Source organism: Streptomyces sp. V4I2, from assembly GCF_030817655.1.
In the GTDB taxonomy this organism is placed as follows: Bacteria; Actinomycetota; Actinomycetes; order Streptomycetales; family Streptomycetaceae; genus Streptomyces; species Streptomyces plumbiresistens.
Window position 1 is genome coordinate 4,611,000 of record NZ_JAUSZM010000003.1, and the last position, 25,491, is coordinate 4,636,490.

Annotated in this window: 24 protein-coding genes and 1 tRNA gene; 13 read left to right on the plus strand and 12 right to left on the minus strand. The window is 70.1% G+C overall.

Going from position 1 to position 25,491, the window contains the following annotated elements; translation table 11 throughout:
* Nucleotides 1-77 precede the first annotated feature (77 nt).
* On the minus strand, nucleotides 78-986 hold the full coding sequence (locus QFZ76_RS21680) for a MurR/RpiR family transcriptional regulator (protein ID WP_307675295.1): 909 nt from the start codon (nucleotides 984-986) through the stop codon (nucleotides 78-80).
* Nucleotides 983-2,491: an aromatic amino acid ammonia-lyase gene (locus tag QFZ76_RS21685; protein WP_307675296.1), complete on the minus strand. Its 1,509-nt coding sequence runs from the start codon at nucleotides 2,489-2,491 to the stop codon at nucleotides 983-985. Before QFZ76_RS21685 ends, QFZ76_RS21680 begins: the two co-directional genes overlap by 4 nt.
* Before the next feature lie 141 nt (nucleotides 2,492-2,632).
* On the opposite strand from QFZ76_RS21685, the gene QFZ76_RS21690 reads away from it, so the two are divergent.
* The 5 genes from QFZ76_RS21690 (at nucleotide 2,633) to QFZ76_RS21710 (ending at nucleotide 6,440) form a co-directional block, all read left to right on the plus strand.
* Nucleotides 2,633-3,679: an ABC transporter ATP-binding protein gene (locus QFZ76_RS21690; protein ID WP_307675297.1), complete on the plus strand. Its 1,047-nt coding sequence runs from the start codon at nucleotides 2,633-2,635 to the stop codon at nucleotides 3,677-3,679.
* A complete protein-coding gene (locus QFZ76_RS21695; protein WP_307675298.1) occupies nucleotides 3,676-4,317 on the plus strand; it encodes an ABC transporter permease in 642 nt (213 codons plus the stop codon). Before QFZ76_RS21690 ends, QFZ76_RS21695 begins: the two co-directional genes overlap by 4 nt.
* A 1-nt stretch (nucleotide 4,318) precedes the next feature.
* Nucleotides 4,319-4,981, plus strand: coding sequence for an ABC transporter permease (locus tag QFZ76_RS21700; protein ID WP_307675299.1), 663 nt, complete (start codon nucleotides 4,319-4,321; stop codon nucleotides 4,979-4,981).
* Nucleotides 4,982-4,992: 11 nt separating this feature from the next.
* Nucleotides 4,993-5,931 (plus strand): ABC transporter substrate-binding protein, encoded by a 939-nt coding sequence (locus QFZ76_RS21705; RefSeq protein WP_307675300.1) that lies wholly within the window; start codon nucleotides 4,993-4,995, stop codon nucleotides 5,929-5,931.
* A 77-nt stretch (nucleotides 5,932-6,008) separates the two neighbouring features.
* Nucleotides 6,009-6,440, plus strand: a complete 432-nt coding sequence (locus QFZ76_RS21710; RefSeq protein WP_307680095.1) for a hypothetical protein — start codon at nucleotides 6,009-6,011, stop codon at nucleotides 6,438-6,440.
* A gap of 15 nt (nucleotides 6,441-6,455) precedes the next feature.
* Here QFZ76_RS21710 and QFZ76_RS21715 read toward each other — a convergent pair whose 3' ends face one another.
* Nucleotides 6,456-7,217 (minus strand): SDR family oxidoreductase, encoded by a 762-nt coding sequence (locus tag QFZ76_RS21715; protein WP_307675301.1) that lies wholly within the window; start codon nucleotides 7,215-7,217, stop codon nucleotides 6,456-6,458.
* Between the two features lie 147 nt (nucleotides 7,218-7,364).
* Here QFZ76_RS21715 and QFZ76_RS21720 point away from each other — a divergent pair, with 147 nt between their 5' ends.
* A complete protein-coding gene (locus tag QFZ76_RS21720) occupies nucleotides 7,365-8,195 on the plus strand; it encodes a helix-turn-helix transcriptional regulator (protein WP_307675302.1) in 831 nt (276 codons plus the stop codon).
* Between the two features lie 464 nt (nucleotides 8,196-8,659).
* Here the strand turns inward: QFZ76_RS21720 and QFZ76_RS21725 are convergent, their stop codons facing one another.
* Nucleotides 8,660-10,048: a cystathionine beta-synthase gene (locus tag QFZ76_RS21725; protein ID WP_307675303.1), complete on the minus strand. Its 1,389-nt coding sequence runs from the start codon at nucleotides 10,046-10,048 to the stop codon at nucleotides 8,660-8,662.
* A 162-nt stretch (nucleotides 10,049-10,210) separates the two neighbouring features.
* On the opposite strand from QFZ76_RS21725, the gene QFZ76_RS21730 reads away from it, so the two are divergent.
* From QFZ76_RS21730 to QFZ76_RS21740, 3 genes are all read left to right on the plus strand, one after another.
* Nucleotides 10,211-11,233: an SGNH/GDSL hydrolase family protein gene (locus QFZ76_RS21730; RefSeq protein ID WP_307675304.1), complete on the plus strand. Its 1,023-nt coding sequence runs from the start codon at nucleotides 10,211-10,213 to the stop codon at nucleotides 11,231-11,233.
* Nucleotides 11,234-11,337: 104 nt separating this feature from the next.
* Nucleotides 11,338-12,558: an acetyl-CoA C-acetyltransferase gene (locus tag QFZ76_RS21735; RefSeq protein ID WP_307675305.1), complete on the plus strand. Its 1,221-nt coding sequence runs from the start codon at nucleotides 11,338-11,340 to the stop codon at nucleotides 12,556-12,558.
* Nucleotides 12,559-12,839: 281 nt separating this feature from the next.
* Entirely contained in the window at nucleotides 12,840-13,610 is a 771-nt protein-coding gene (locus tag QFZ76_RS21740) for a hypothetical protein (protein WP_307680096.1), read from the plus strand.
* A 13-nt stretch (nucleotides 13,611-13,623) separates the two neighbouring features.
* On the opposite strand, the gene QFZ76_RS21745 is transcribed toward QFZ76_RS21740, so the two are convergent.
* Nucleotides 13,624-13,905 (minus strand): hypothetical protein, encoded by a 282-nt coding sequence (locus QFZ76_RS21745; protein WP_307680097.1) that lies wholly within the window; start codon nucleotides 13,903-13,905, stop codon nucleotides 13,624-13,626.
* Between the two features lie 245 nt (nucleotides 13,906-14,150).
* Between QFZ76_RS21745 and QFZ76_RS21750 the strand changes: the two genes are divergently transcribed.
* A complete protein-coding gene (locus QFZ76_RS21750) occupies nucleotides 14,151-14,381 on the plus strand; it encodes a DUF4287 domain-containing protein (RefSeq protein ID WP_266438476.1) in 231 nt (76 codons plus the stop codon).
* A gap of 76 nt (nucleotides 14,382-14,457) precedes the next feature.
* On the opposite strand, the gene QFZ76_RS21755 is transcribed toward QFZ76_RS21750, so the two are convergent.
* The 3 genes from QFZ76_RS21755 to QFZ76_RS21765 all read right to left on the minus strand — a co-directional run bounded on the left by QFZ76_RS21755 (nucleotide 14,458) and on the right by QFZ76_RS21765 (nucleotide 16,940).
* Nucleotides 14,458-15,354: a Bax inhibitor-1/YccA family protein gene (locus tag QFZ76_RS21755; RefSeq protein ID WP_307675306.1), complete on the minus strand. Its 897-nt coding sequence runs from the start codon at nucleotides 15,352-15,354 to the stop codon at nucleotides 14,458-14,460.
* Nucleotides 15,355-15,503: 149 nt separating this feature from the next.
* Complete coding sequence (locus QFZ76_RS21760; protein WP_307675307.1) at nucleotides 15,504-16,679, minus strand: 4-hydroxybenzoate 3-monooxygenase; 1,176 nt, start codon at nucleotides 16,677-16,679, stop codon at nucleotides 15,504-15,506.
* 177 nt (nucleotides 16,680-16,856) lie between these two features.
* Nucleotides 16,857-16,940 (minus strand) — tRNA-Leu (locus QFZ76_RS21765).
* Nucleotides 16,941-17,332: 392 nt separating this feature from the next.
* On the opposite strand from QFZ76_RS21765, the gene QFZ76_RS21770 reads away from it, so the two are divergent.
* Nucleotides 17,333-18,103, plus strand: a complete 771-nt coding sequence (locus QFZ76_RS21770; RefSeq protein ID WP_307675308.1) for an ABC transporter ATP-binding protein — start codon at nucleotides 17,333-17,335, stop codon at nucleotides 18,101-18,103.
* The gene (locus QFZ76_RS21775; RefSeq protein ID WP_307675309.1) at nucleotides 18,103-20,631 is read left to right on the plus strand and encodes an ABC transporter permease; all 2,529 of its coding nucleotides are present in this window, start codon (nucleotides 18,103-18,105) and stop codon (nucleotides 20,629-20,631) included. Before QFZ76_RS21770 ends, QFZ76_RS21775 begins: the two co-directional genes overlap by 1 nt.
* Nucleotides 20,632-20,727: 96 nt before the next feature.
* On the opposite strand, the gene QFZ76_RS21780 is transcribed toward QFZ76_RS21775, so the two are convergent.
* The 3 genes from QFZ76_RS21780 to QFZ76_RS21790 all read right to left on the minus strand — a co-directional run bounded on the left by QFZ76_RS21780 (nucleotide 20,728) and on the right by QFZ76_RS21790 (nucleotide 23,152).
* A complete protein-coding gene (locus QFZ76_RS21780) occupies nucleotides 20,728-22,029 on the minus strand; it encodes a cyclopropane-fatty-acyl-phospholipid synthase family protein (RefSeq protein ID WP_307675310.1) in 1,302 nt (433 codons plus the stop codon).
* Between the two features lie 146 nt (nucleotides 22,030-22,175).
* Nucleotides 22,176-22,790, minus strand: coding sequence for a Uma2 family endonuclease (locus QFZ76_RS21785; protein ID WP_307680098.1), 615 nt, complete (start codon nucleotides 22,788-22,790; stop codon nucleotides 22,176-22,178).
* Nucleotides 22,790-23,152, minus strand: a complete 363-nt coding sequence (locus QFZ76_RS21790; RefSeq protein WP_307675311.1) for a Uma2 family endonuclease — start codon at nucleotides 23,150-23,152, stop codon at nucleotides 22,790-22,792. Before QFZ76_RS21790 ends, QFZ76_RS21785 begins: the two co-directional genes overlap by 1 nt.
* Nucleotides 23,153-23,315: 163 nt before the next feature.
* Between QFZ76_RS21790 and QFZ76_RS21795 the strand changes: the two genes are divergently transcribed.
* Entirely contained in the window at nucleotides 23,316-23,819 is a 504-nt protein-coding gene (locus QFZ76_RS21795; RefSeq protein WP_307675312.1) for a DUF397 domain-containing protein, read from the plus strand.
* On the opposite strand, the gene QFZ76_RS21800 is transcribed toward QFZ76_RS21795, so the two are convergent.
* Complete coding sequence (locus QFZ76_RS21800) at nucleotides 23,717-25,132, minus strand: NAD(P)/FAD-dependent oxidoreductase (RefSeq protein WP_307675313.1); 1,416 nt, start codon at nucleotides 25,130-25,132, stop codon at nucleotides 23,717-23,719. The genes QFZ76_RS21795 and QFZ76_RS21800 overlap by 103 nt on opposite strands.
* Nucleotides 25,133-25,491 lie beyond the last annotated feature (359 nt).

Below are 25,491 nucleotides of genomic sequence, written 5' to 3' on the forward strand. Positions count from 1 at the left end.
TTCTGGTCGCGCAGATTAGCGAAAGAACGTGAGACGAGTCTGAGAGGGACGCAGATCTCATCGAAGGGACCCCCCTCTCATTCGACGAACAGCCCCCGCGCCGCCGCCCCCGCGTCGAACTCCTCCAGCCGCGCCTGCGCGTCCGGCAGGTCGTCGCACATCGCCTCCAGCAGGACGCGGCCCAGCAGCATCGGCGCGCAGGCCGTGTCGAAGGCGAGCCCGGTGCCGACGGCGGCGGGCAGCAGCAGGTCGGACACCTTGGCGACCGGCGCGAAGGCCGAGTCGGCGACCGTGACGACGGTCAGGCCCGCCTGCTTGGCGTACGCCAGGGTGTCCACGACCTCGCGCGGATGCCGGGGCAGCGCGAAGCACAGCAGGGTCGTGGCGCCCGCGTGGACGGCGGCGTCGATCCGGTCGTGGATCATCGTGCCGCCCTCGTTGAGCAGCCGTACGTCGGGATGGACCTTGGCGGCGAAGTACGCGAAGCCGTACGCCTGCGAGGCCGCCGCCCGCAGCCCGAGCACCGGGAGCGGGCGCGAGGCCGCGAGGAGCCGTCCCGCCCTCTGCACGGGCCGCGGGTCGGCCAGCACCTCCGCGAGGTGCCGCAGGTTCTCGATCTCGGCCTCGACGGCCTGCTGGTACTCGTTGTACGACGCCGAGGCCGCCGTCTGTTCGGTGGGCGCGACCTCGCGCAGGTGTTTGCGCAGGGCGGGGTAGCCGTCGAAGCCGAGGGCGACCGCGAAGCGGGTGACGGAGGGCTGGCTGACCCCGGCCAGTTCGGCCAGCTCCACGCTGGACAGGAAGGGCACGTCGGCGGCCCGCCGCACCATGCTGTGCGCGATGCGCCGCTGGGTCGGCGTCAGCCGGTGCCCCTCGAACAGGGCCTGCAACCGCGCGGCGGGACTGTCCGGCACGACCGCGCGCCCGTCCGGCACACCCGTACCCGTCTCCGTTCCCACCGCACCCGTCTCCGTGTCCGCGCTCATGCCTCGCTCCCCCTCCAGATGTCCGTGAACCGGTCGAGCAGTCCGGCCGCCGCCGTCACGTCGTGCGTGAGCGGCCGGTCGGTCGGGTCCTCGTCGAGCACCGACTCGGCGAGCTCCTGCGCGCGGCCCACCGGAAGGTCCGGGTCGGGCCTGAGGTCGCGCTGGCGCAGCGCCCGTACGGCAGCGACGAGTTCGCAGCCGACGACCAGACGGTACGCGCCGCTCAGGCGCAGTGTCTGACGTGCGGCGAGCGAGGCGAAGCTGGCCTGTTCCTCGACGCCCCGGGAGAGTACAGCGTGGCCCAGGGAGGCGGGCGCGGAGAAGGCCCGCACCTCGCCGAGGGCGGCGCCGGCGGCGTACTCCAGGATCATCACGCCGGAGGAGGCGGGCTCCGGGTCGGCGAGGAAGGGCCGCAGGCGGGTGAACCCGGGCTCGTTCAGGGACGACAGGCGGGACGTCGACAGCCGCGCCACCTGGGTCATCGCCAGCCGGAAGTGGTCGAGGGCGAGGGCGAGTTGGGCCTGGTAGAAGCCGCCGTGGTGGTAGGCGGCCAGGTCCTCGGGGCAGATCAGGGGGTTCTCGGCCGCCGCGTTGATCTCTATCGCGAGGACCTCCTCCAGGGCGTCGGCCGCGTCGTGGGCCGGGCCGTGGATCTGGGGCAGGCAGCGGAAGCCGTACGGGTCCTGGATGCGGCCGAGCGGCGGGGTGGGCCGGTCGGCGGCGCCGATCAGCTCCCGCATCCGGCGGGCGACCTCGCTGGAGCCGCGGTGCGGGCGGGCAGCGTGCACGGGGGCGGCGTACGCCTCGTGGGAGCCGTCGACGGCGAGCAGGGAGAGGGCGCCGACGACCTGGGTGGCCTCGATCAGTCCGCGCAGTTCGTGCAGGGCGAGGGCGGCCTGGCCGAGGGTGAGGGCGTTGCTGCTGATGAAGGCCAGGGCGTCGTTGTTGTCGAGCGGCTGGGCCGCGGGTGCGCCCGGTCCGCGCCAGGGGTGTTCCCCGGCCAGCGCGAGGCCGGCCTGGGCGAGGGCGGCGATGTCCCCGGTGCCGACCGAGCCGAACTCGTTCACGACCGGGTAAGCCCCGCTCTCCAGCGCCTCGCACAGGGCCGTGACGACGGTGGGCCTGAGGCCCGCGCCGCCGGCCAGCAGCTGGTTGGCGCGGACGGCGAGCATCGCCCGCACCTGCCGGGCCGGGAGTTCCTCGCCGATGGCGCCGGCGTGGCTGCGCAGCAGCCGCAGTCCGTGCTCGGCGGCCGCCTCGGTGGGCACGTCCTCGTTCCGGTTGGCGCCGACGCCGGTGGAGCGGCCGTAGACGCGTCCGGTGGCGGCGATCCGGCGGGCGGCGTCCCAGGATTCCTCGACGCGGCGCGTCGCCTCACTGCCCGGGACCGGCCGCGCGGCCCCGTCGGCGAGGCGTACGACGTCCGCGACGCCGAGCCCGATCCCGTCGAGGACGACAAGACCAGAGCCCGTAGTCCACGGCGTGTCCACGATCCGAGACGACATAAAGCCCAAAACCTCCTCAATCCGGACAGCTGATCTTGCTTATCGGTCATCCGTTACCTCGGATTAACACCAAGGCGTTGACAAGCTATTCACCTACCGAGAACTCTGCATGACGTTATACAGCCGGGCAAGGGACAACTCATGATCCAGTTCGACGCGGTCCACAAGCGCTTCCCCAACGGCACGACAGCAGTCCACGACCTCACCCTCGACATGCCGGAAGGCGGCGTGACCGTCCTCGTCGGATCCTCCGGTTGCGGCAAGACGACCACCCTGCGGATGATCAACCGGATGGTCGAGCCGACCTCCGGCACCATCCGAGTCGGCGGCCGGGACGTCACGCGGCAGGACGCCGCCGACCTGCGCCGTTCCATCGGGTACGTCATCCAGCAGTCGGGCCTCTTTCCGCACCGTACGGTGCTGGACAACATAGCGACCGTGCCGCTGCTGCTCGGCCACGGCCGCCGCAGGGCCAGGGCCCGGGCGGCCGAGCTCCTCGACACCGTCGGCCTGACCGCCGAGGCCGGCCGCCGCTACCCGCACCAGCTCTCCGGCGGCCAGCAGCAGCGCGTCGGCGTCGCCCGCGCGCTCGCCGCCGACCCGCCGGTGCTCCTCATGGACGAGCCGTTCGGCGCGGTCGACCCGGTCGTGCGCACCCAGCTCCAGGACGAACTGCTCAGGCTCCAGAAGGAGTTGAGCAAGACCATCGTCTTCGTCACGCACGACATCGACGAGGCGGTACGGCTCGGCGACCAGATCGCGATCTTCCGCACCGGCGGCCACCTGGTGCAGTGCGCCACCCCCTCCGAGCTCCTCGCCCGCCCCGCCGACGACTTCGTCGCCGACTTCCTGGGCGCCGAGCGCGGCCTCAAGCTGCTCTCGTTGAAGACCCTCGCGGACGTCCCGCAGGGCCCGGCCCCCGAGGGCGGCGCCTGGACGCTCGTCCTCGACGAGGCGCGCAAGCCGCTGCACTGGGCGTCGAAGGACGCCGAGATCCCCGTACGGCCGCTCAAGGACGACGATTCCCTGCTCGCGGCCCTCAACGAGTGCGTCGCCTCGCCGGGCGGCCTGATCGCCCGGGTCGACGCGGCCGGCGTCCTCACCGGCGTCTCGTCCCGCGACGACATCCACACCCACGCCGGCCAGGCCCACACCGACGCCCGCGCCAGGACGGGTGCGGCCGCATGACCATCGACTGGTCGTGGATATCCGGCCACACCGACGACCTCACCACCCTCACGGTCTCCCACCTCCAGGCGGCCCTGACCGCGGTCTTCTTCGGCCTGCTGATCTCGCTCCCGCTCGCGGTGGTCGCCCACCGGGTCCGCTTCCTGCGCGGGTTCCTGCTCGGCGCGTCGAACGTCCTGTTCACGATCCCGTCGATCGCGATCTTCGTGCTGCTGCTGCCGATCAGCGGCCTCACCCGCACCACCACCGTGATCGGCCTGACGGTCTACACCCTGGTCGTCCTGCTCCGGAACACCGTCGAGGGCCTCGACTCGGTCCCCGCGAAGACGAAGGAGGCCGCGAAGGCGATGGGCACCCGCCCCCTGCGCACGCTCCTCACCGTCGAACTCCCGCTCGCGCTCCCCGTGATCATGGCGGGCGTCCGGATCGCGACGGTCATGTCGATCTCCCTGGTCTCCGTCGCGACCTACATCGGCGACGGCGGCCTCGGCCAGCTCTTCACCGACGGCTTCCAGCGCAACTACCCGACCCCGGTGATCGTGGGAGTGGCCCTCACCCTCCTCCTCGCCGTCGTCGCGGACGCGCTGCTGGTCGCCCTCCAGTACGTCCTCACCCCGTGGAAGAGGCGGCGAGCCTGAGATGTACGAACTCTTCTCCAACCTCGGCAGCTGGCTGACCAGCGGCACCCAGTGGTCCGGCTCGGACGGCATCGCCCACCGCCTCGCCGAGCACCTCCAGTACTCCCTCCTGGCCACGCTCATCGCGACCGCCATCGGCCTCCCGCTGGGCCTGCTGATCGGCCACACCGGCCGCGGCGCGTTCCTCGCGATCAACCTGGCGTCCTTCGGCCGCGCCCTGCCGACCGTGGGTCTGGTCGTCCTGGTCTTCCTGGCCAGCGGCCTGTCCATGACCCCGGTGTACGTCTCCCTGGTCGCCCTCGCGGTCCCGGCGATCGTCACCAACACCTACGCCGGCATGACCGCCGTCGACCCGGACGTGAAAGACGCGGCACGCGGGCAGGGGATGCGCGGCCACCAAGTCCTGCTCCACGTGGAGCTGCCCCTCGCCCTCCCGCTGATCATGACCGGCCTGCGCCTGGCCCTCATCCAGGTGGTCGCCACGGCCACGATCGCCGCCTACGTCTCCTTCGGCGGCCTGGGCCGCTACGTCTTCGACGGCCTCGCCCAGCGCGACCTCGTGCAGGTGCTCGGCGGCGCGGTGCTGGTCGCCGCGGTCGCCGTCGTCCTGGACCTGGGCCTGGCAGGCCTCCAGCGCTTCCTCTTCCGCCACCGCACCGCCTAGGGAACCCCGCCATGAATCGTCGTACCCTCCTCGGCGGCCTGTTCGCGGCCGCCTCCGTCCCCGCCCTCTCCTCCTGCGCGAGCGGCATCACGTCCCTCGACAGCCAGGGCTCCACCTCCGGCGGCAGCGGCTCCAGCAAGGGCGGGGTCACCATCGGCACCGCCAACTTCACCGAGAACCAGGTGCTGGGCTACCTCTACGCGGCCGTCCTCGGAGCGGCCGGCGTGAAGACCACCGTCCGCCCCAACCTCGGCACCCGCGAGATCCTCATCCCCGCCCTCAAGGGCGGCGACATCGACCTCCTCCCCGAGTACCAGGGCGCCCTCCTGCACTACCTCGCCCCGAAGGCGACGGCCACCGAGGAGGGCGAGATGCAGAACGCCCTCGCCCTCGCCCTCCCCGCCGGCCTCCAGGTGCTGCCGTACGGCATGGCCGAGGACTCGGACGCCTTCGCCGTCACCCAGGAGACGGCGAAGAAGTACGGCCTGACCTCCCTCGCCGACCTCAAGAAGCAAAACGGCAAGCTGGTCATCGGCGCCGCGCCCGAGGTCAAGAAGCGCGAGGTCGGCGTGATCGGCCTGAAGGACGTGTACGGGGTGGAGTTCAAGGAGTTCAAGTCCCTCGACTCCTCCGGCCCGCTGGTCAAGGGCGCCCTGAAGAAGGGCGACGTGGACGTGGCGAACCTCTTCACCACGGACACCGACATCGTGGCCAACGACTGGGTCGTGCTGTCCGACCCGAAGAACCTCATCCCCGGCCAGCACGTCGTCCCCCTCATCGCCGACCGCAAGGCCGACTCCACGGTCCGCAAGGCCCTCGCCGGGCTCGGCAACGTCCTGACCACGGAAGACCTCACCGAGCTCAACCGTCAGGTCGACAAGGACAAGAAGGACCCGGAGGACGTGGCGAACGCGTACGCCGAGCAGCACGGGCTGACCAGGCGGGCCTGAACACCCCCTCCTCAACAGGGGGGCTAACCCCAGTGCGACAGGCGCCCCGGCTCCCTACCGTGGATCGCATGACCGGAATGGATGCGCGGGACACCGAGATCAAGAAGGAACTCAACGCCACCCTGCAGGCGCGCAGGGAACTGGGCGTGGAGTACGAGTCCGCGCTGGTCGACTCGTTCCTGGAGAAGGTCGACCAGCGGATCGACGGCGCCGTGGAGCGCCGAGTGCGCCGGCAGATGGCCGAGCAGCAGATGGTGACGGCCCGGGGCTCCCGGTCGCCGAAGCCGACCGACTCCTGGGGCGAGCGCTTCGGCTTCGGCATCGTCTCGCTGGTCCTGGCGATCCCGCTGTCCGCGATCGGCGGCGGCGTCGCCAACCTCCCGGGTCTGCTCGTCGCCTGGATCGGCATCGTCGGGGTCAACGCCGTCCAGGTCGCCCGCACCAACCCGGGCCTCTTCCGAGGTGGCCGGCGGCGCGGGTCGTCCCAGGACAGCGACTGGGAGGACTGACCGGCCGCCGGAGGCTCAGACCTGGCGAGTGGGCAGCACCGTGATCTGCCCCAGGTTGACCCGCCGCGGCCGGCTCGCCACGTAGGCCACCACATCGGCGACCTCCTCGGAAGCCAGCCCGCCCAGAGCGTCGAACATCCCGTCCAGCTGCCCGGACAGCTCCGCGTTGTCGATGTGGGACTTCAGCTCGGTGTCCGTCAGCCCCGGCTCGACGTTGGTGACCCGGACGTCACGCGGTCCGAACTCGGTGCGCAGCGACTGGGAGAAATGGGTCAGCGCGGCCTTGGTGGCGCCGTACACCGCGTAGTCGGGGTACGTGACGTGCGCGGCGACGGACGAGATGTTCACCAGGTCCGCGGTACGTCCCTCCGCGGCCGCCGCCGCCAGGTCGCCGGTGAAGGCGCGGACGACCCGCAGGACGCCGGTGACGTTCGTGTCGAGCATCCGCTGCCACTCGTCGATGCGCCCCGCCTCGACCGGGTTGGGCAGCATGACGCCGGCCGAGTTGACGACCAGGTCGACGGGCCCGTACGCCTCGTGGATCCGGGCCGTGGCCGCCTGCACCGACGCGTCGTCGGTGACGTCCGCGACCACGGCCAGCGCCTGTCCCCCCTCGGCCCGGATCTTCTCCGCGATCGCCTCCAGCCGCTCGGCGCGCCGGGCCAGCAGCGCGACCCGCGCCCCCTGAGCGGCCAGCAGCACGGCGACGGCCTCGCCGATCCCGCTGGCCGCACCGGTGACGACGGCGGTACGTCCGGCCAGGTTCTCGTACGACATGAGGGACTCCTCGGGTGTTCGGTCTCCGCCGGTCCGTCCGGCGACGACACCCACCCTCGTCCGCCCCGCCCCGGCCACCCAGGGATGAGCTTTTCCTGGGTCTGCCAGTACCAGGCTCCGGTCCCGCCCCTCGCCTAGGCTCACACCATGGACGGCGAACTCGGAGACTTCCTGCGCTCACGTCGGGCCCGCATCCAGCCCGAGGAGGTGGGGCTCCCCTCGTACGGGCGGCGCCGGGTCCCCGGACTGCGCCGGGAGGAGGTGGCGCAACTGGCCGGGGTGAGCGTCGACTACTACATCCGGCTGGAGCAGGGGCGTGGGCCGTCCGTGTCGGACGCCGTCCTGGACGCGATCGCACGCGTCCTGCACCTGGACGAGACGGAGCACGCCTACCTGCGTACGGTGGCCCGGCCACGCCGGACGAAAAGCAGCCGCCCCGCAGCGCCCCGCGTCCGCCCCGGCGTCCAGCTGATCCTGGACGGCATGGACCGCTTCCCGGCGTTCGTGTTCGGCCGCCGCCTGGACGTCCTCGCCTGGAACGCCCTCGGCGACGCCCTGAGCGGCTTCAGCCGGATGGCGACCGGCGAGCGCAACGTCGCCCGTCAGATCTTCCTCGACCCCGCCACCCGTGACCTCTATCCGGACTGGGCGGCGGTGGCCGCGCAGAACGTCGCCCACCTGCACCTGAACGCGGGCCACCACCCCGACGACTCCGGGATGGCCGCACTGATCGGTGAACTCTCCCTCAAGAGCGAGGACTTCCGCCGGCTGTGGGCGGACCACGAGGTCACGGAGTGCAGGTTCGGGGTGAAACGCGTCCGCCACCCGGTGGCGGGCCTGCTCACCCTCCCGTACGAGACGCTCACGGTACCGACGGACCCGGAGCAGACGATCGTGATCTACACGCCGGAACCCGGTTCGGAGACGGCGGAGCGGCTGGCGCTGCTGGGAAGCTGGGCGACCACTCGGGTCCGCTGAGGAGAACCTGCTGAGCAAGACCTGCCGAGGTGAACCCGCTGAAAAGGCTATGCGCGGGGACCGCCGCACCCCCGTTACCGGGGGGCGGGACGACGGCGGTCCCCGCGAGGGACGCGGGCCGGGTCAGGGCCAGACTCCGCGTCCTAGGCGTCTGTGGAGGTCCGGGAGCCGCTCCGGAGGTCCGTGACGCCGTTTACGGTGTCGGCCGGGGCGGGGAGCCGCTCCCGCCCTGCCGACAACCACTAATGTGCCGGACCCGTGTTAAGCGTGTGCTGCGCGGACGTGACGCCCTCGTACCACTTCTGCGAAGTCCACCATTCGGGCACCCGACCGCAAGTTCACCGTGGACACGGGCCGTTCACCGCACGTTTCCCGCCCAGGGCCCTGTCCGGCGGATCATGCCGCAGACGCGGGGTCTGATCAGTCGCCGCCGATTTCCTGCGACCTGATCCGCCGGACAGGCCCTACTTCCCGCCCTTGGCCAGGAACGCCAGCAGATCCTGCCGGCTGATGACTCCCGTGGGCTTGCCCTCGACGAGGACGATGGCCGCGTCGGCCGCGCCCAGTACGGACATCAGGTCGCCGACCGGCTCGCCGGAGCCGACCTGGGGCAGCGGGGCGGACATGTGCTTCTCCAGCGGGTCGTCGAGCGAGGCGCGCTGGGTGAACAGGGCGTCGAGCAGCTCGCGTTCGACGACGGAGCCGACGACCTCGGCGGCCATCACGTCCGGGTGACCGGCGCCGGGCTTGACGATCGGCATCTGCGAGACGCCGTACTCGCGCAGCACCTCGATGGCCTGGCCGACGGTCTCGTCCGGGTGCATGTGGACGAGGGACGGCATGGCGCCGTGCTCCTTGTCGTTGAGGACGTCGGCGACGCGGGCACTCGGGCCCTCGTCCTCCAGGAAGCCGTAGTCGGCCATCCACTCGTCGTTGAAGATCTTGCTGAGGTAGCCGCGCCCGCTGTCGGGCAGGAGGACGACCACCACGTCGTCCTCGCCGAGCGGCTCGGCGACCTTCAGTGCCGCGACGACGGCCATGCCGCAGGAGCCGCCCACCAGCAGGCCCTCCTCCTTGGCCAGCCGGCGGGTCATCTGGAAGGAGTCCTTGTCCGACACAGCCACGATCTCGTCGGCGACGGACCGGTCGTAGGCGGTGGGCCAGAAGTCCTCACCGACACCCTCGACGAGATACGGCCGTCCCGAGCCGCCCGAGTAGACGGAGCCCTCGGGGTCGGCGCCGACGACCTGCACCCGACCGTCACTGACGTCCTTCAGGTAGCGGCCGGTACCGGAGATGGTGCCGCCCGTGCCCACGCCCGCGACGAAGTGGGTGACCCTCCCCTCCGTCTGGTCCCACAGCTCGGGGCCGGTCGAGTGGTAGTGGGAGAGCGGGTTGTTCGGGTTGGAGTACTGGTCGGGCTTCCACGCGCCCGGCGTCTCCCGGACCAGCCGGTCGGAGACGTTGTAGTAGGAGTCGGGGTGCTCCGGGTCGACGGCGGTCGGGCAGACGACGACCTCGGCGCCGTACGCCCGCAGCACGTTGATCTTGTCGGTGCTCACCTTGTCGGGGCACACGAAGATGCACTTGTACCCCTTGCGCTGGGCCACGATGGCCAGCCCGACGCCCGTGTTTCCGCTGGTCGGCTCGACGATCGTGCCGCCGGGCCTGAGCGCGCCGCTCTCCTCCGCCGCCTCGATCATGCGCAGGGCGATGCGGTCCTTCACCGATCCGCCCGGGTTGAAGTACTCCACCTTGGCCAGGACGGTCGCCCTGATGCCCTTGGTCACGCTGTTGAGCCTCACCAGCGGGGTGTTGCCGACGAGACTGATCATCGAGTCGTGGAATTGCACCGTTTGTCTCCGGATGCTTGCAAAAGAAATGGTGGTGATTGGTTCCGCCAGCCTATGGCTTCTTCGGGGACCGTGACGGTCGTTCACTCCCCGTTGAGATTGGGCGACGGTCCGTACGGGGCAAGGAGTGGATGTACGGACACGAGGAGGTGGCGGCGACGCATGACGAGGATGTCGAGGGCGAGGGTGGCCCGGCGGATCGCGGCCGGAGCCGCGTACGGCGGCGGTGGGATCGGTCTGGTCGGCGCGGCGGCCATGGGTCTGTTACTGGCGGAGGTCCAGCTCGCCAAGCGCCAGGTGGGCAACGGGACGTCGCCGCACGTCCCGCAGGCGGAGGGCCGGTACGGCAGTGGCTACACCACCCCCGGCGAACCGCCGCTGCGGCTGGTGATGCTGGGGGACTCCACGGCCGCGGGCCAGGGCGTGCGCCGCAGCGGCCAGACACCGGGCGCGCTGCTGGCGTCGGGGCTGGCGGCGGTGGCGGAACGCCCGGTGGTCCTGCGTAACGTCGCCCTCCCCGGGGCGACCTCCGACGACCTGGACCGCCAGGTGGCGCTGGTCCTGGCGGACCAGGCCCCGGTCCCCGACATCTGCGTGATCATGATCGGCGCGAACGACGTGACCACCCGGATGCCGCCGACCCGCTCGGTACGTCATCTGGCGGCGGCGGTACGACGGCTGCGCACGGCCGGCGCGGAGGTCGTGGTCGGCACCTGCCCCGACCTGGGCTCGGTCGCGCCCGTGCAGCAGCCGCTGCGCTGGCTGGCCCGCAGGGCCTCGCGGCAGCTGGCGGCCGCCCAGACGATCGGCGCCGTCGAGCAGGGCGGCCGTACGGTCTCGCTGGGCGATCTGCTGGGCCCCGAGTTCGCGGCGAACCCGCGTGAACTGTTCGGCCCGGACAACTACCACCCCTCGGCGGAGGGCTACGCCACCGCGGCGATGGCCGTCCTGCCGACGGTGTGCGCCGCGCTGGGCCTGTGGCCGGCCGAGGAGGAGCGTCCGGACGCCTCGCGCCGCGAGGGCTTCCTGCCGGTGGCACGAGCCGCGGCGGAGGCCGCGTCCGAGGCCGGTACGGAGGTCACGGCGGCGATGTCGACGGGGCCCAAGGGGCCGTGGGCACTGCTCAAGCGGCGTCGCCGGCGGCGGGTGGCGGCCGTCGAACCGGAGACCCAAGCAAGCGCTTAGTAAATTGCGGCCAGGGTCACACCGCGCGAAGCGTGACCCTGGCCATACGTACGGGTAACTTCCCACACAGCCCTGCACAACCCCCGTACGCCAATGGAGCCGTCATGCCCGAAGCCGTCATCGTTTCGACCGCCCGCTCTCCCATCGGCCGCGCTTTCAAGGGCTCCCTGAAGGACCTGCGCCCGGACGACCTGACCGCCACGATCATCCAGGCCGCGCTCGCCAAGGTCCCGGAGCTGGACCCGAGGGACATCGACGACCTGATGCTCGGCTGTGGCCTGCCCGGCGGCGAGCAGGGCAACAACCTCGGGCGGATCGTCGCCGTACAGATGGGGATGGACCACCTCCCCGGCTGCACGGTCACCCGCTACTGCTCCTCCTCGCTGCAGACGAGCCGCATGGCCCTGCACGCCATCAAGGCCGGCGAGGGCGACGTGTTCATCTCGGCCGGTGTCGAGATGGTCTCCCGCTTCGTCAAGGGCAACTCCGACAGCCTCCCGGACACGCGCAACCCCTTCTTCGCCGAGGCCGAGGCCCGCACCGCCGCCGTCGCGGAGCAGGAGGGCACCACCTGGCACGACCCGCGCGAGGACGGCCTCGTGCCGGACGCCTACATCGCGATGGGCCAGACCGCCGAGAACCTCGCCCGCTGGAAGGGCGTCACCCGCCAGGACATGGACGAGTTCGGCGTCCGCTCCCAGAACCTCGCCGAGGAAGCCCTCAAGAACGGCTTCTGGGAGCGCGAGATCACCCCGGTGACCCTCCCGGACGGCTCGGTCGTCGCCAAGGACGACGGCCCGCGCGCCGGCGTCACCCTGGAGGGCGTCCAGGGCCTCAAGCCGGTCTTCCGCCCCGACGGCATGGTCACCGCCGCCAACTGCTGCCCGCTGAACGACGGCGCCGCCGCGCTGGTCATCATGAGCGACACCAAGGCCCGCGAGCTCGGCCTGACCCCGCTCGCCCGCATCGTGTCGACCGGCGTCTCCGGCCTGTCCCCCGAGATCATGGGCCTCGGCCCGGTCGAGGCGTCCCAGCAGGCGCTGCGCCGCGCGGGCCTGGGCATCGCCGACATCGACCTGGTCGAGATCAACGAGGCGTTCGCCGCCCAGGTGATCCCCTCCTACCGCGAGCTCGGCATCGACCTCGACAAGCTGAACGTCAACGGCGGTGCCATCGCGGTGGGCCACCCCTTCGGCATGACGGGCGCCCGCATCACCGGCACGCTCATCAACTCCCTCCAGTTCCACGACAAGCAGTTCGGCCTGGAGACGATGTGCGTCGGCGGCGGCCAGGGCATGGCGATGGTCATCGAGCGCCTGAGCTGACCAACTCGCTGTAGCTGCACGGAGACAGAGCGTCACAGGTCGGCCCAGAACCGTGGAATCCCCAGGTTCTGGGCCGATTTGTGATCCAATCTCACCCAGGATGTGACCTATCTCCCTCGGAAAGGGATTCGCGCAGGTCAGCACCACTTCAGTAACACCCCCCGGATCCAAAGTCCTGTCCGTTTCGTGACGTTACGCACTGACAGCTGGATAGTCCGCCCTTCAAGCTGATGTAGGAAGTCGGGGGTCGACTTTGAACCGGGAGTACGTCAGTGAGCGCCATGCCGATCGCCTTGTTGGTCACCACGGCCGCCACGGGCGCCGTGGGCGTCGCCGTCCTGCGCACCCTCATGGTGCTGCGCCGGCAGGTGGCCGCCCTGCACGCCGAGCTCGCCAAGGGCAACGCCGCCGCCGCGCGGGGTCGTGTGCCGGCCGCCCGCCACTCCGCCGACGTCGACGAGATACGCGCCGCCGTGGCCGAGGCCCTCGCCGAGGAACGTGAGCGCGAGCTCGCCGAGGCGCGGGCCTTCTGGGCCGCGCAGGAGGCCCGTGACGCCTCCGACGCGCCCTCGCTGCTGGGCCTGCCCGACAGCGAGCTGTTCCTGCCCCGGCAGGCCGATTTCGTGGGCCTGGAGCCCCTGGAGCCGGTCGCCGAGCACGGCACCGACGCCGAGGAGTCCGCGGAACTGGCCGCGGCCCGCCGCCGCCACCCCTCCCACCCGGACTTCGTCCCGGTCTCGTCCCCGGTCGTGAACGACCACGAGCGCACGGTGGCCACGCTGGAGGAGCTGGCGGCGTCCCAGGTCGAACTGGCCGACGTCCGCCCCGGCCCGCTGGGCACCCTGGACGTCTACGTCTTCGCCGACGGCACCACCCTGTGCATGACCCCCGGCCACCGCGAGACAGCGGAGCGCCTGGCCTCGGCCCTGCAGGCCGGCGAGACACCGACGCTGCTGGGCGGCTCGGGCATCTCGGGCGCGTACACGCTGACGTTCGCGTGCGGCAAGGAGAACGTCTACATCCTGGCCGACCGCGTCATAGCGTCCCTGTAGCTCAGACGCCGGCTCAGACGCCCGCCCGCTTCTGCGCCTCCTCCACCAGCCGCACAGCATCATCGACCTGGCCCTCGTCCGTGAGGACGAGGGCCAGGTCGTGCACGGCGACGGTGATCTGGTCGGCGGCAGCGAACATCCCCGCATCCGGCATCTCCCGAGGCTCGGCCCCGGGCGCCTCCACCTCCTGCGCCCATCGGGCGAACTCCCTGGCCAGCCCCAGAGCCTCGGCGGCAGCGCCCCGCTGCAACCGGCTCTGCGGAGCGGCCCGAAGGCGATCGGCAAAGTGATCCACCGCACGGCACAGACGCGTCGTATCCACCACGTCGCGAGCGTAGGGCCTCTGCGGCGGATCATGCCAGCGGCGCCGGGTCCGGCACGCACATCTGCCGCGCCGGACAGGTCTCCGCCGCTCGCTCCTCGGCCCGATCCGCCCGAAAAGGCACTACGCGCCCCACCGGGACTGTTGCCAACGGGCGAACGCTCAGGCACGGTGACCTGAAGGACCGGCTTACATCCCCTTTGCGTCCGGAGGCGCCGATGTCCCACGTCCTCTCCGAGGAGACCCACCGCAACATGCTCGCCCGCATCCCCCACTGCACCGGTCGTGAAGTGTCCGACTGGCTCCGCACCGTCGAAGAAGGCCCCTCCCTCTTCCGCTTCGAGGAGAAGGTCAGCTGGCTCCGGCACGAACACAACCTCGCGTACGGCCACGCGAAGGCCATCGTTCACGAGTACGACCTGAGGAGGGCCGCGCGCAACTTCGCCTAGGCGCGCACCACGACAAAGGGCCCCGGGACGAAACCCGGGGCCCTTTCGCCGCTACTCGCGACTACCGCTGCACGCGCTAGTCACTGCTGTTGAGGATCGCGATGATCCTCAGGAACTCCATGTAGATCCACACCAGCGTCAGCGTCAGCCCGAAGGCCGCCAGCCACGCCTCCTCGCGCGGAGCGCCGTAGGCGATGCCGTCCTCGACCTGCTTGAAGTCCAGGGCGAGGAAGCAGGCGCCGAGCAGGATGCCGACGACGCCGAAGATCACGCCGAGCGGGCCGCTGCGGAAGCCGAGGCCGTCACCGCCGCCGAAGACGGCGAACAGCAGGTTCACCATCATCAGCAGGATGAAGCCGAGCGCGGCCGCCATCACGAAGCCGTAGAACCGGCGGTTGACGCGGATCCAGCCTGCCTTGTACGCCACCAGCACACCGGCGAAGACCGCCATGGTGCCGATCACGGCCTGCATGGCCGCACCGTCGGCGATGCGGTTGTCGACGATGTTGGACAGGACGCCGAGGAAGACGCCCTCGAACGCGGCGTACGCCAGGATCAGCGCGGGCGAGGCCTTGCGCTTGAAGGACTGGACGAACGCCAGGACCATGCCGATCAGCGCGGCGCCGATACCGATGCCGTACGAACGGCTGATGTTCGCGTCGTCGATGGGCAGCAGTGCCCAGGCGAGCGCGGCCGTGACGATCAGGACGCCGAGGGTGGTGCCGGTGCGCAGGACGACGTCGTCGATCGTCATGCCCCGGGTGGTGACCGGGGCCTGCGGCGGTGCTCCGTGCTGAAGATCCTGCTGCGCGTACGGGTTCTGCGCGTACGGGTTGCCGGCCTGCGGCTGCGCGTACGGGTTGCCCTGCGTACCCACAGCTGCGCTCCCGGCCTGCGGCGCGGTGTTGAAGCCCGCGTAGCCGTTGTCGCGGCTGAACCCCCGTCGCGAGAAGACCGGGTTGCTGCTCCTCATTTCACTCCTCCATGGCCACCGTGTGTGTGGGCCTTGGCTCAAGAGTAATAGGTAGGCAAAGGAATGACCCTAGTGCTTGGGGAGGATCTTTCCCTCGTCGTGCTCGCCAACACGCTACGCGGCCCGCTGATTCCCGGCCACGGCGGGCCTCACCCGAACGGGAACCCCGTGTACCCCTCGGCCAGGTCGGTCTCGGCGGCCCGGGAGGACGCGAGCCGTTCCAGCCGGGCCAGCTGGAGGCGGTCCTCGAAGGCGGTGGCGTCGGGGGCTCGGTGCAGGAGGGTCGTCATGTCGTAGGAGAACCGCTCGGCCTGCCAGACCCGGCCGAGGCAGGTCGCGGAGTAGGCGTCGAGCAGCTCGGCCGAGCCGGTCTCCTTCTCGTACGTCAGTGCCCTCGCGAAGGTGACGACGTCCCCGACGGCCAGGTTGAGGCCCTTGGCTCCCGTGGGCGGCACGATGTGCGCCGCGTCCCCCGCCAGGAAGAGGCGGCCGTGCCGCATGGGCTCGTGGACGTAGGAGCGCATCGGGGTGACCGACTTCTGGGTGATCGGGCCGCGCTGAAGGCGCCAGCCGTCGGCGGTCTCGAAGCGGCGCTCCAGCTCCGCCCAGATGTCCTCGTCGCGCCACGCCTCGGCGTCGGTGCCCTCGGGCACCTGGAGGTAGAGGCGGGAGACGGTCGGGGTGCGCATGGACAGGAGGGCGAACCCGCGGTCGTGGTGGGCGTAGACCAGCTCGTCGTGGGAGGGCGGGACGTCGGCGAGGATGCCGAGCCAGCCGAAGGGGTACGTCCGTTCGAAGGTCCGGGACAGCGCGGCGGGGACCGCCTTGCGGGCCACGCCCCAGAAGCCGTCGCAGCCGACGACGTAGTCGCACTCCAGGACGTCCTCGACCCCCTCGTGCCGGAAGCGGACGCGCGGACTGCCGGTGTCGGCGCCCTCGACGGCCAGCGCCTCCGCCTCGAAGAGCAGCGGGCCGCCCTCCTTGAGCTGGAGGGCGATGAGGTCCTTGCAGACCTCGGTCTGCGCGTAGACCATCACCGACCGGCCGCCGGTGAGGGCGGGGAAGTCGACGCGGTGGCGCTTCTTGGCGTACCGCAGCTCGATGCCGTCGTGGCGCAGGCCCTCGCGGTCCATGCGCTCCCCGGCGCCGGCCGCGCGCAGGACGTCCACCGTGCCCTGCTCCAGGATTCCGGCCCGCTGCCGGTGCTCGACGTAGGCGCGGTCGCGGCTCTCCAGGACGACCGAGTCGATGCCGGCGTTGTGGAGCAGCCGGGCGAGGAGGAGGCCGGCGGGGCCCGCTCCGATGATGCCGACGGTGGTGCGCATCGACCAGCCTCCGTGTTTCCGGGTCTTCGCGTGTTCGCGTATCCGCTTGTCGCGTGTCCGCATGTTCGCGTGGTGAAGTTTATTTCACTCACTTTCAGACATGAGTTTCCGACCGCACGCGCCCGCTGTCAACGGTCGTGCGGTGAAGTCTTCAATGGAGGGTGCAGGTTCCCGAAGTGCCCGGAGCCGGACTTGAACCGGCACGCCCGCGAAGGGGCAGCGAGGTTTAAGCTCGCCGTGTCTGCATTCCACCATCCGGGCAGGCCATGGGCTCCGCATCGAGGTTCCGAGCCTATCGGGAGACATCCCCCGAACATCGGCCGGGCGGACCCATGTTGTCTTATTTTATTGACGCCTGAGGGAGCATCAGCACCCGGAACAGGCCATCCGCACTTGCCAATAGCCTTGCGCGTGCCCCTCGACCGCGCCTGCGGAATGACGGAATTTCACCGTCCGAACGAGGGGGCTCCACCTGTTCTCTGCACAACACCCGTCAGGGACCGCCGTCATCCCCAGGTATGACACCGCGGAGTGTGGTCCGACCCGAGTCCCCCTGCGGAACCGGAGCAGCGGCTGACTACACGGCGGCTCGCGGCCCGGACGATGGATGTCGTCCCTCCGACCAACCCATCGTTCTTGGGGAGTGCCTTCTCGTGACCACCGCATCCATCGCCGGCCGGGCCACCGCCGTGGCCGCGCGTGCCACGGATCTGTCGAAGATCTACGGACAGGGCGAGACCCAGGTGGTCGCCCTCGACCGGGTCTCCGTCGACTTCCGGCAGGCCGAGTTCACCGCGATCATGGGTCCCTCGGGGTCCGGCAAGTCCACGCTGATGCACTGCGTGGCCGGTCTGGACACCTTCTCCTCGGGTTCGGTGCGCATCGGCGAGACCGAGCTGGGGTCCCTGAAGGACAAGCAGCTGACCAAGCTGCGCCGGGACAAGATCGGCTTCATCTTCCAGGCGTTCAACCTGCTGCCGACCCTGACGGCCCTGGAGAACATCACGCTGCCGATGGACATCGCGGGCCGCAAGCCGGACAAGCAGTGGCTGGACTCGGTGATCGCGATGGTAGGCCTCGCCGACCGGCTCGGCCACCGCCCCTCCCAGCTGTCCGGCGGCCAGCAGCAGCGCGTCGCCGTGGCCCGCGCCCTGGCCTCCAGGCCCGACATCATCTTCGGCGACGAGCCGACCGGAAACCTCGACTCGCGCTCCGGCGCCGAGGTGCTGGGCTTCCTGCGCAACTCCGTACGGGAGCTCGGGCAGACCGTGGTGATGGTGACCCACGACCCGGTGGCGGCGGCGTACGCGGACCGCGTGGTGTTCCTGGCGGACGGGCGCATCGTCGACGAGGTGTACGGGCCCACGGCCGAGTCCGTCCTCGACCGCATGAAGCAGTTCGACGCGAAGGGCCGTACCAGCTGATGTTCCGTACCGCCCTGCGCAACGTGTTCGCGCACAAGGCCCGACTGCTCATGACCGTGCTCGCCGTGATGCTCGGCGTGGCCTTCGTGTCGGGGACCCTGGTCTTCACCAACACCATCTCCGAGGCGTACCAGAAGAGTTCGGCCAAGGGCTTCGACCAGGTCGACGTGGCCGTGGAGCCCGAGACCCAGGAGGACAAGGGCGACACGGTCGGCAAGACCGCCGAGCTGACGCAGTCGCTGCTCGACGAGAGCGCGAGGGTGCCGGGGGCCGCCTCCGCCATCGGCGTGGTCAACGGCTTCACCGCCATCGCCGACAAGGACGGCAAGCTGATCGGCGGCGGCTTCCAGTCGCAGGGCGGGAACTACTGGGGCACCAAGGACGCCCGTTATCCGCTCGTCAGCGGGCAGGTGCCGAGCGGTGCGGGCGAGGTCCTCATCGACTCGAAGACCGCGAAGCGGGCCGGGTACGAGGTCGGCGACACCGTACGGCTGTCGGTGGACGGCCCGGTTCTCGACCCGAAGATCACCGGCATCTTCACCACCGACGACGGCAACGTCGCCGCCGGCGGCAGCCTCGCCCTCTTCGACACGGCCACGGCCCAGCGGCTGTTCGGCAAGACGGGCACGTACGACCAGATCGACGTCAGGGCGAAGGCGGGTGTCAGCCAGGCAGCACTGAAGGCCGAACTGGACAAGGCGCTGCCGAAGGACACCGTCGAGACCACGACCGGACAGGAACTGGCGGACAGCCAGGCGGAGATGATCTCCTCCTCGATGTCCGGCCTGAAGCAGGGCCTGCTGGTCTTCGCGGGCATCGCGCTGTTCGTCGGTACGTTCATCATCGCCAACACCTTCACCATGCTGGTCGCCCAGCGCACCAAGGAACTGGCCCTGCTGCGGGCCGTCGGTGCCTCGCGCCGGCAGGTCACCCGCTCGGTCCTCATCGAGGCGTTCGTGGTGGGCGTGGTCGCCGCGGTGACCGGCCTCGCCGCCGGTATCGGCATCGGGGCGGGGCTGCGGTCGCTGATGGGCTCGCTCGGCGCGACCGTCCCGGACGGACCGCTGATCATCACGCCCGGCACGGTCGGGGCGGCCCTCGCGGTCGGCGTCCTCGTCACCATGCTGGCGGCCTGGCTGCCGGGCCGCCGGGCCGCGAAGATCCCGCCGGTGGCGGCGATGAGCAGCCTGTACGCCGCCGCGACCACCAAGTCACTGGTGCTGCGCAACACGCTGGGCGCGCTCTTCTCGGGCGCGGGCATCGCGGTCGTCCTCGCGGCGACGACGATGTCCGGCTCGGACGGCCAGGCCCCGATGGGCCTCGGCGCGGTCCTCCTGATCATCGGCGTCTTCATCCTCACCCCGCTGCTGTCCCGCCCGCTGATCGCGGCCGCGGCACCGGTCCTGCGCGTCTTCGGCGTCTCGGGCAAGCTGGCCCGCCAGAACTCGGTGCGCAACCCGCGCCGTACGGCCGCCACGGCCTCCGCGCTGATGATCGGCCTCACCCTGATCACCGGCATGACGGTGATGGCGGGCAGCCTGCAGAAGTCGATCGACAAGATGGCGGCGTCCGCGATCAAGGCCGACTACGTGGTGTCCATGGCGAACGGCAACGAGCTGTCGCCGGACGTCGAGAAGAAGCTGGGCCGGATCGACGACGTCACCGCCACCAGCCCGCTGCGCAACGCGCCCTCCCGCATCGACGGCGAGACCGAGTACCTCACCGGCGTCACGGGCAGCACCATCGGCGAGCTGACCGACCTCAAAATCGACAGCGGCGCCTTCAAAGTGGGCGGCACGCAGGTCGTCGTGGACGACAAGACGGCCACGTCCCACGGCTGGAAGGCCGGTTCGGGCTTCACCGTCTCCTACGAGGACGGCAAGAAGCAGAAGCTGACCGTCACCGGGGTCTACGAGGGCAACGAGATGATCCAGGGCATCATCCTGGACAACGCCACGCTCTCCCCGCACCAGTCGGACCCCGCCGACATGCAGGTCATGGTCAAGACGTCCGACGGCACGTCCGGCGCGACGAAGGACCAGCTGGAGAAGGCCCTCGGCTCCAACCCGGCCATCAAGGTCCAGGACAAGAAGGACCTCTCCGACGAGATCGCGCAGATGTTCACGCTGATGCTGAACATGCTCTACGGCCTGCTGGCCATGGCCGTCCTCGTCGCGGTCCTCGGTGTCATCAACACCCTGGCCATGTCGGTCTTCGAGCGCTCCCAGGAGATCGGCATGCTCCGCGCGATCGGCCTGGACCGCAGGGGCATCAAGCGGATGGTCCGCCTGGAGTCCCTGGTCATCTGCCTCTTCGGCGGGGTCCTGGGCATCGGCCTGGGCGTGTTCTTCGGCTGGGCGGCCGGCGAACTCCTCGGCTCGAGCCTGGCGACGTACGAACTCGTCCTGCCGTGGGCCCGGATGGCGGTCTTCCTGCTCCTGGCGGCGACGGTGGGCGTCCTGGCGGCGCTGTGGCCGGCCCGGCGGGCGGGACGGCTGAACATGCTGGCGGCGATCAAGTCGGAGTAGCGGTACGGCAGTCGGGGCCCGTAGCCGGTGGCGACGGGCCCCGCTTGTTTGTTCTGCTTGTTTGTTCTGCTTGTTTGTTCTGCTTGTTTGTCTGCTTCAGTTCCAGGTACGGGACCGCAGAAGCATCCCCGAGTCGCCGGACTCGGGGGTCCGGATCGCGAGGACCTGGTTGACGCCAATGCGGTTGTGCTCGAAGGCGAGCGCGGAGGCGGCCATGTACAGCCGCCAGACCCGGGCCCGCCCGGCACCGGCGAGCCGCACCGCACGCGCCCACTCCCCCTCCAGGTTCGTGACCCAGCGGCGCAGCGTGAGGGCGTAGTGCTCGCGGATCGACTCGACGTCCCGCACCTCGAACCCGGCGCGTTCGAGTTGGGTGACGGTGGTACCGACGGGGGCGAGCTCTCCGTCCGGAAACACATAGGAGTCGATGAACTCGTCGACGTTGTACGCCGATTCCTCCCGGTGGGGCCGCCGGGCGATCTGATGGTTGAGCAGCCGCCCACCGGGCTTGAGAAGCCGGCGGAGCACCTCGGCGTACTCCAAGTACCGCTCGGAGCCGACATGTTCGGCCATCCCGACGGAGGAGATCGCGTCGTAGGGCCCGTCGGCCACATCCCGGTAGTCCTGTACGCGGATCTCGACCCGGTCGGTGAGTCCCTCGTCGGCGACCCGCTTACGGGCGTACGCGGCCTGCTCCTGGGAGAGCGTGATCCCGACGACGCTCACGCCGTGCTCGCGGGCGGCGTGGATGGCCATGGAGCCCCAGCCGCAGCCGACGTCGAGGAGGCGCCGGCCGGGGCTCAGGCCGAGCTTGCGGGAGATGAGTTCGAGCTTGTCGCGCTGGGCGTCTTCGAGGGTGCCGCCCTCGGACTCCGGGGCCTGCCAGTAGGCGCAGGAGTACACCATGCTCGGCCCGAGGACGATCTCGTAGAAATCGTTCCCGACGTCGTAGTGATGACTGATGGCCCGCTTGTCGCTGCGCTTGGTGTGCAGATGGCGGCGGGGTCTGCGGATCTCCTCGCGGGGCGGGGCCGGCGGCAGCGGGGGTCCGGCAAGGGCGACGAGTCCGCGTACGGCGGCCCGCACCTCGGGGTCGCGCAGGGCCTGGGCGAGGCTGCGGGCGTCCTCGTCGCGCTCCCAGATGAGCCCCGACATCAGGTCGAGGCCGGCGTAGAGGTCCCCCTCGATGTCCAGGTCCCCGGCGACCCAGGCACGGGCGAGGCCCAGCTCGCCGGGCTTCCACAGCAACCGCCGCACAGCCCGCCGATTACGCACCACGAGTGTCGGCGCGCCCGGCGGCCCCGCCTGCGAACCGTCCCAGGCGCGGATGCGCACCGGTAGCGGTACACCCAGCAACTGTTCAACGAGGCTCTTCAGCCGCAGCGCGGCATCTGCCATGGCGCAACCTCCGTGACGAGGGATCCCGAAATGTCCCTTACCCACGTAAACACCTGCGAGGCCGGGGCGCAGTCCCTCGTTCGCGTTACAGCTGAGCAAAATGTGTGCACAGGCCATGAGTCTTCGGCGAGTCTTCGGCAGGACCGTCAGAGCGCGTCGAGCGCGTCCGAGGTGATGTCGATGTCGATGTCGTAGGGGACGTCGACCTTGAGCAGCACACGGTGGGTGCCGGTGAGGTCGTAGGCCTTGGACACCGGATCGAACTCGTACGCACGGACCACGGGGCTCCGGCTCGCCCCGGTCGTCTCGACCAGCCAGAAGTGCGGGATGCCGGCGGCGGCGTACTTGTGGGGCTTGGTGTCGCGGTCGCGGGCTTCGGAGTCGGGGGAGACCACTTCCACGGCGAGCAGGACGTCGGCGGCCTGGAACCGGGTCTGCTCCCCGCTGGTGACGGCTTCGGCGCGGACGACCGAGATATCGGGCTCGGGGCCGTTGCGGCGGTCGAGAACGACGGTCATCTCGCGGACGACCTTCATCTCCTTGGGGACCGTGCGGCGCAGACCGGCCACCAGAAGGTCGATCATCTTGCTGTGGAAATACCGCTGCGGACTCACGAAAACCAGGCTCCCGTCGATCAGCTCGGTGTGCGGCGGGAGGTCGGGCAACGTGAACAGGTCGTCCACGGTGTATCCGTCCCGGGGCGGCACCGGCCAGCGGCAGCCGGGCTCGGCGGTCGGCTCGGCAAGGGGCTCGGCGGTCATCATTCCTCCCATGGGCGGGATTCTCGGCCTGCCGGTCCACGGTAGCCGCCGTAATCGGTGATCGTCATCACAAAGAGTGACGTCACGGCTGTTCGGGTTCCGGGGTCAGGCCCATGTCCATCGCGCTGTAGCGGGAGGTGCAGCCGGTTCTCGTAGGCGGGCCGGCCCTCGGCACGGCCGATCTGCCACTGGTACGTCCATGTTCCGTCACGCGGGTCGAGACCCAGGTAGTGGGGGATGCCCATGGCGGGGTAGTCGCGGGTCTTGTGCTCGTAGTCGTTCTCGGGGTTCGACGGCCAGACGATCTCGATCGCCAGGACGATCTCGTGGGGGGTCGAGCGGGTCGTCCGTCTGCATGGCATCGCCGGTCCAGACGAGGATGTCCGGGACACGCAGCTTTCCCAGGGCCTCGTCGTCCGTGTCGGTCCCCTCGAAGGCGAAAAAGCCCTCCGTAAGCTGCTCGTCCAGCTGCCGGGTAACCAACTTCGCCGTGAACTGGTGGCGAGGTCGCGGGCTCATCGTCTGATGAGTCATGGCACCTCCCGCACCCAGTATGAGGGCGACGATTCCTCCCTGCGGAGACCACGGCGAACTGACGATGCCGCCGCCTGGTTCAGAGTCGGAAACTGGTTCAAGAGCAGCTACAGCGCAGCAGACAACAAGTGCGTGGAGGTGGCCCATTCCTTGCCGCGAGTGGGCATACGCGACTCCAAAGCCTCCGGCCAGAGCGGGTTCACGGTAAGCGCTGCCGCGTTCGGCTCGTTCGTCGACGGGCTGAAGAAGGACTCCGGTATCTACCCGACCTCGCTGGTCCAGCCAATGCTCAGACGTGAGCGCCGAAACGCGCCGAAGGGGCCGCCCGCACCACGGATGGCGGGCGGCCCCTTCGGGGCGTTCGGTGACCGGAACTCAGGAGTGACCGGAGGTCAGGAGGCCTTGGCCTGCTCGGCCTTCGGCTTGTCGGCGGCCTTGGACTTGCTCTCGGTCTTGCTCGCGGCGGCGACCGGCGCCGGCTTGGCGGCCTCGTAGAACTCCTCGCGCGGAGTCTCCAGGGCACCGAGGGCGACGACCTCGCGCTTGAGGAACATGGCGAGGGTCCAGTCGGCGAAGACGCGGATCTTGCGGTTCCAGGTCGGCATGGCCAGACCGTGGTAGCCGCGGTGCATGTACCAGGCGAGACGGCCCTTGAGCTTGATCTTCATCTTGCCCATGACGATCATCGCGACGCCCTTGTGGAGGCCGAGGCCTGCCACAGCACCCTTGTTGGCGTGGCTGTAGTCCTTCTGCGGGAAGCCCCGCATACCGGAGATCACGTTGTCGCCGAGGACCCGCGCCTGACGGAGGGCGTGCTGGGCGTTCGGGGGGCACCAGGCGTTCTCCACGCCGGCCTTGCGGGCGGCGATGTCCGGAACCTGGGCGTTGTCGCCCGCGGCCCAGATGTAGTCCGTGCCCTTGACCTGGAGCGTCGGCTCGCAGTCGACGTGACCACGGGGGCCCAGCGGAAGGCCGTAGCGGCCGAGGGCGGGGTTCGGCTTGACGCCGGCCGTCCACACGATGGTGTTGGAGTCGACCTCCAGGCCGTTCTTCAGCACCACGTGGCCGTCGACGCAGGAGTCCATGGAGGTGGAGAGGTAGATCTCCACGCCCCGGCTCTCCAGGTGCTCCTTGCCGTACTGGCCGAGCTTGGGGCCGACTTCCGGGAGGATCTTGTCGGCGGCGTCGACGAGGACGAACCGCATGTCCTCGCGGGAGACGTTGTTGTAGTACTTGGCCGCGTCGCGGGCCATGTCCTCGACCTCGCCGATGGTCTCCGCACCCGCGAAGCCACCGCCGATGAAGACGAAGGTGAGCGCCTTGCGGCGGATCTCCTCGTCGTTCGTGGAGTCGGCCTTGTCGAGCTGCTCGAGGACGTGGTTGCGCAGGCCGATGGCCTCCTCGATGCCCTTCATACCGATGCCCTGCTCGGCGAGGCCGGGGATCGGGAAGGTGCGGGAGACCGCGCCGAGGGCGACGACCAGGTAGTCGAAGGGCAGCTCGTACGCCTCGCCGACCAGCGGCGAGATCGTGGCGACCTTGCGGTCCTGATCGATGGTGGTGACCCGGCCGGTGAGAACCTCCGCCTTGGGCAGCACGCGTCGCAGCGGGACGACGACGTGGCGCGGGGAGATGCTGCCGGCGGCGGTTTCGGGGAGGAAGGGCTGGTAGGTCATGTACGACCGGGGGTCGACGACCGTGACGGTCGCCTCGCCGTAGCGCATCTTCTTCATGATGCGCCGAGCTGCGTACAGGCCTACGTACCCACCGCCTACTACGAGGATCCTGGGACGCTCCGTGGTGCTCATGCCATCGAGTATCCACCCGCCTCAGGGGGGTCGCTCGTGCGCCCCTTCACAAGCTTCCTGGCGGTGTGTGCTATCCTCCGCCGCTCGCGTGATCCACGTCATGGCGCGGAGTGGGAACCAGCGTGTACGGCAGGCCGTTGTCAATGCCGCGTGAGCTGCCTCTCTGGCTCAGAAACCCCTCCGTGAGACCCTCGCGACAGACCCTTCCGGTTCCTCCGCGAAACGCCCTCGCACGCCTCTTTTGAACACGTTCACCGGGGTGTTGGAACCCCGGAGGGGTCAACGGGGACGCCTTCGTCCTCCGACTGGACCGAATTCCTTGTGAAGAACTTCACGAACTTTCCCTGAGGAGTGCCACC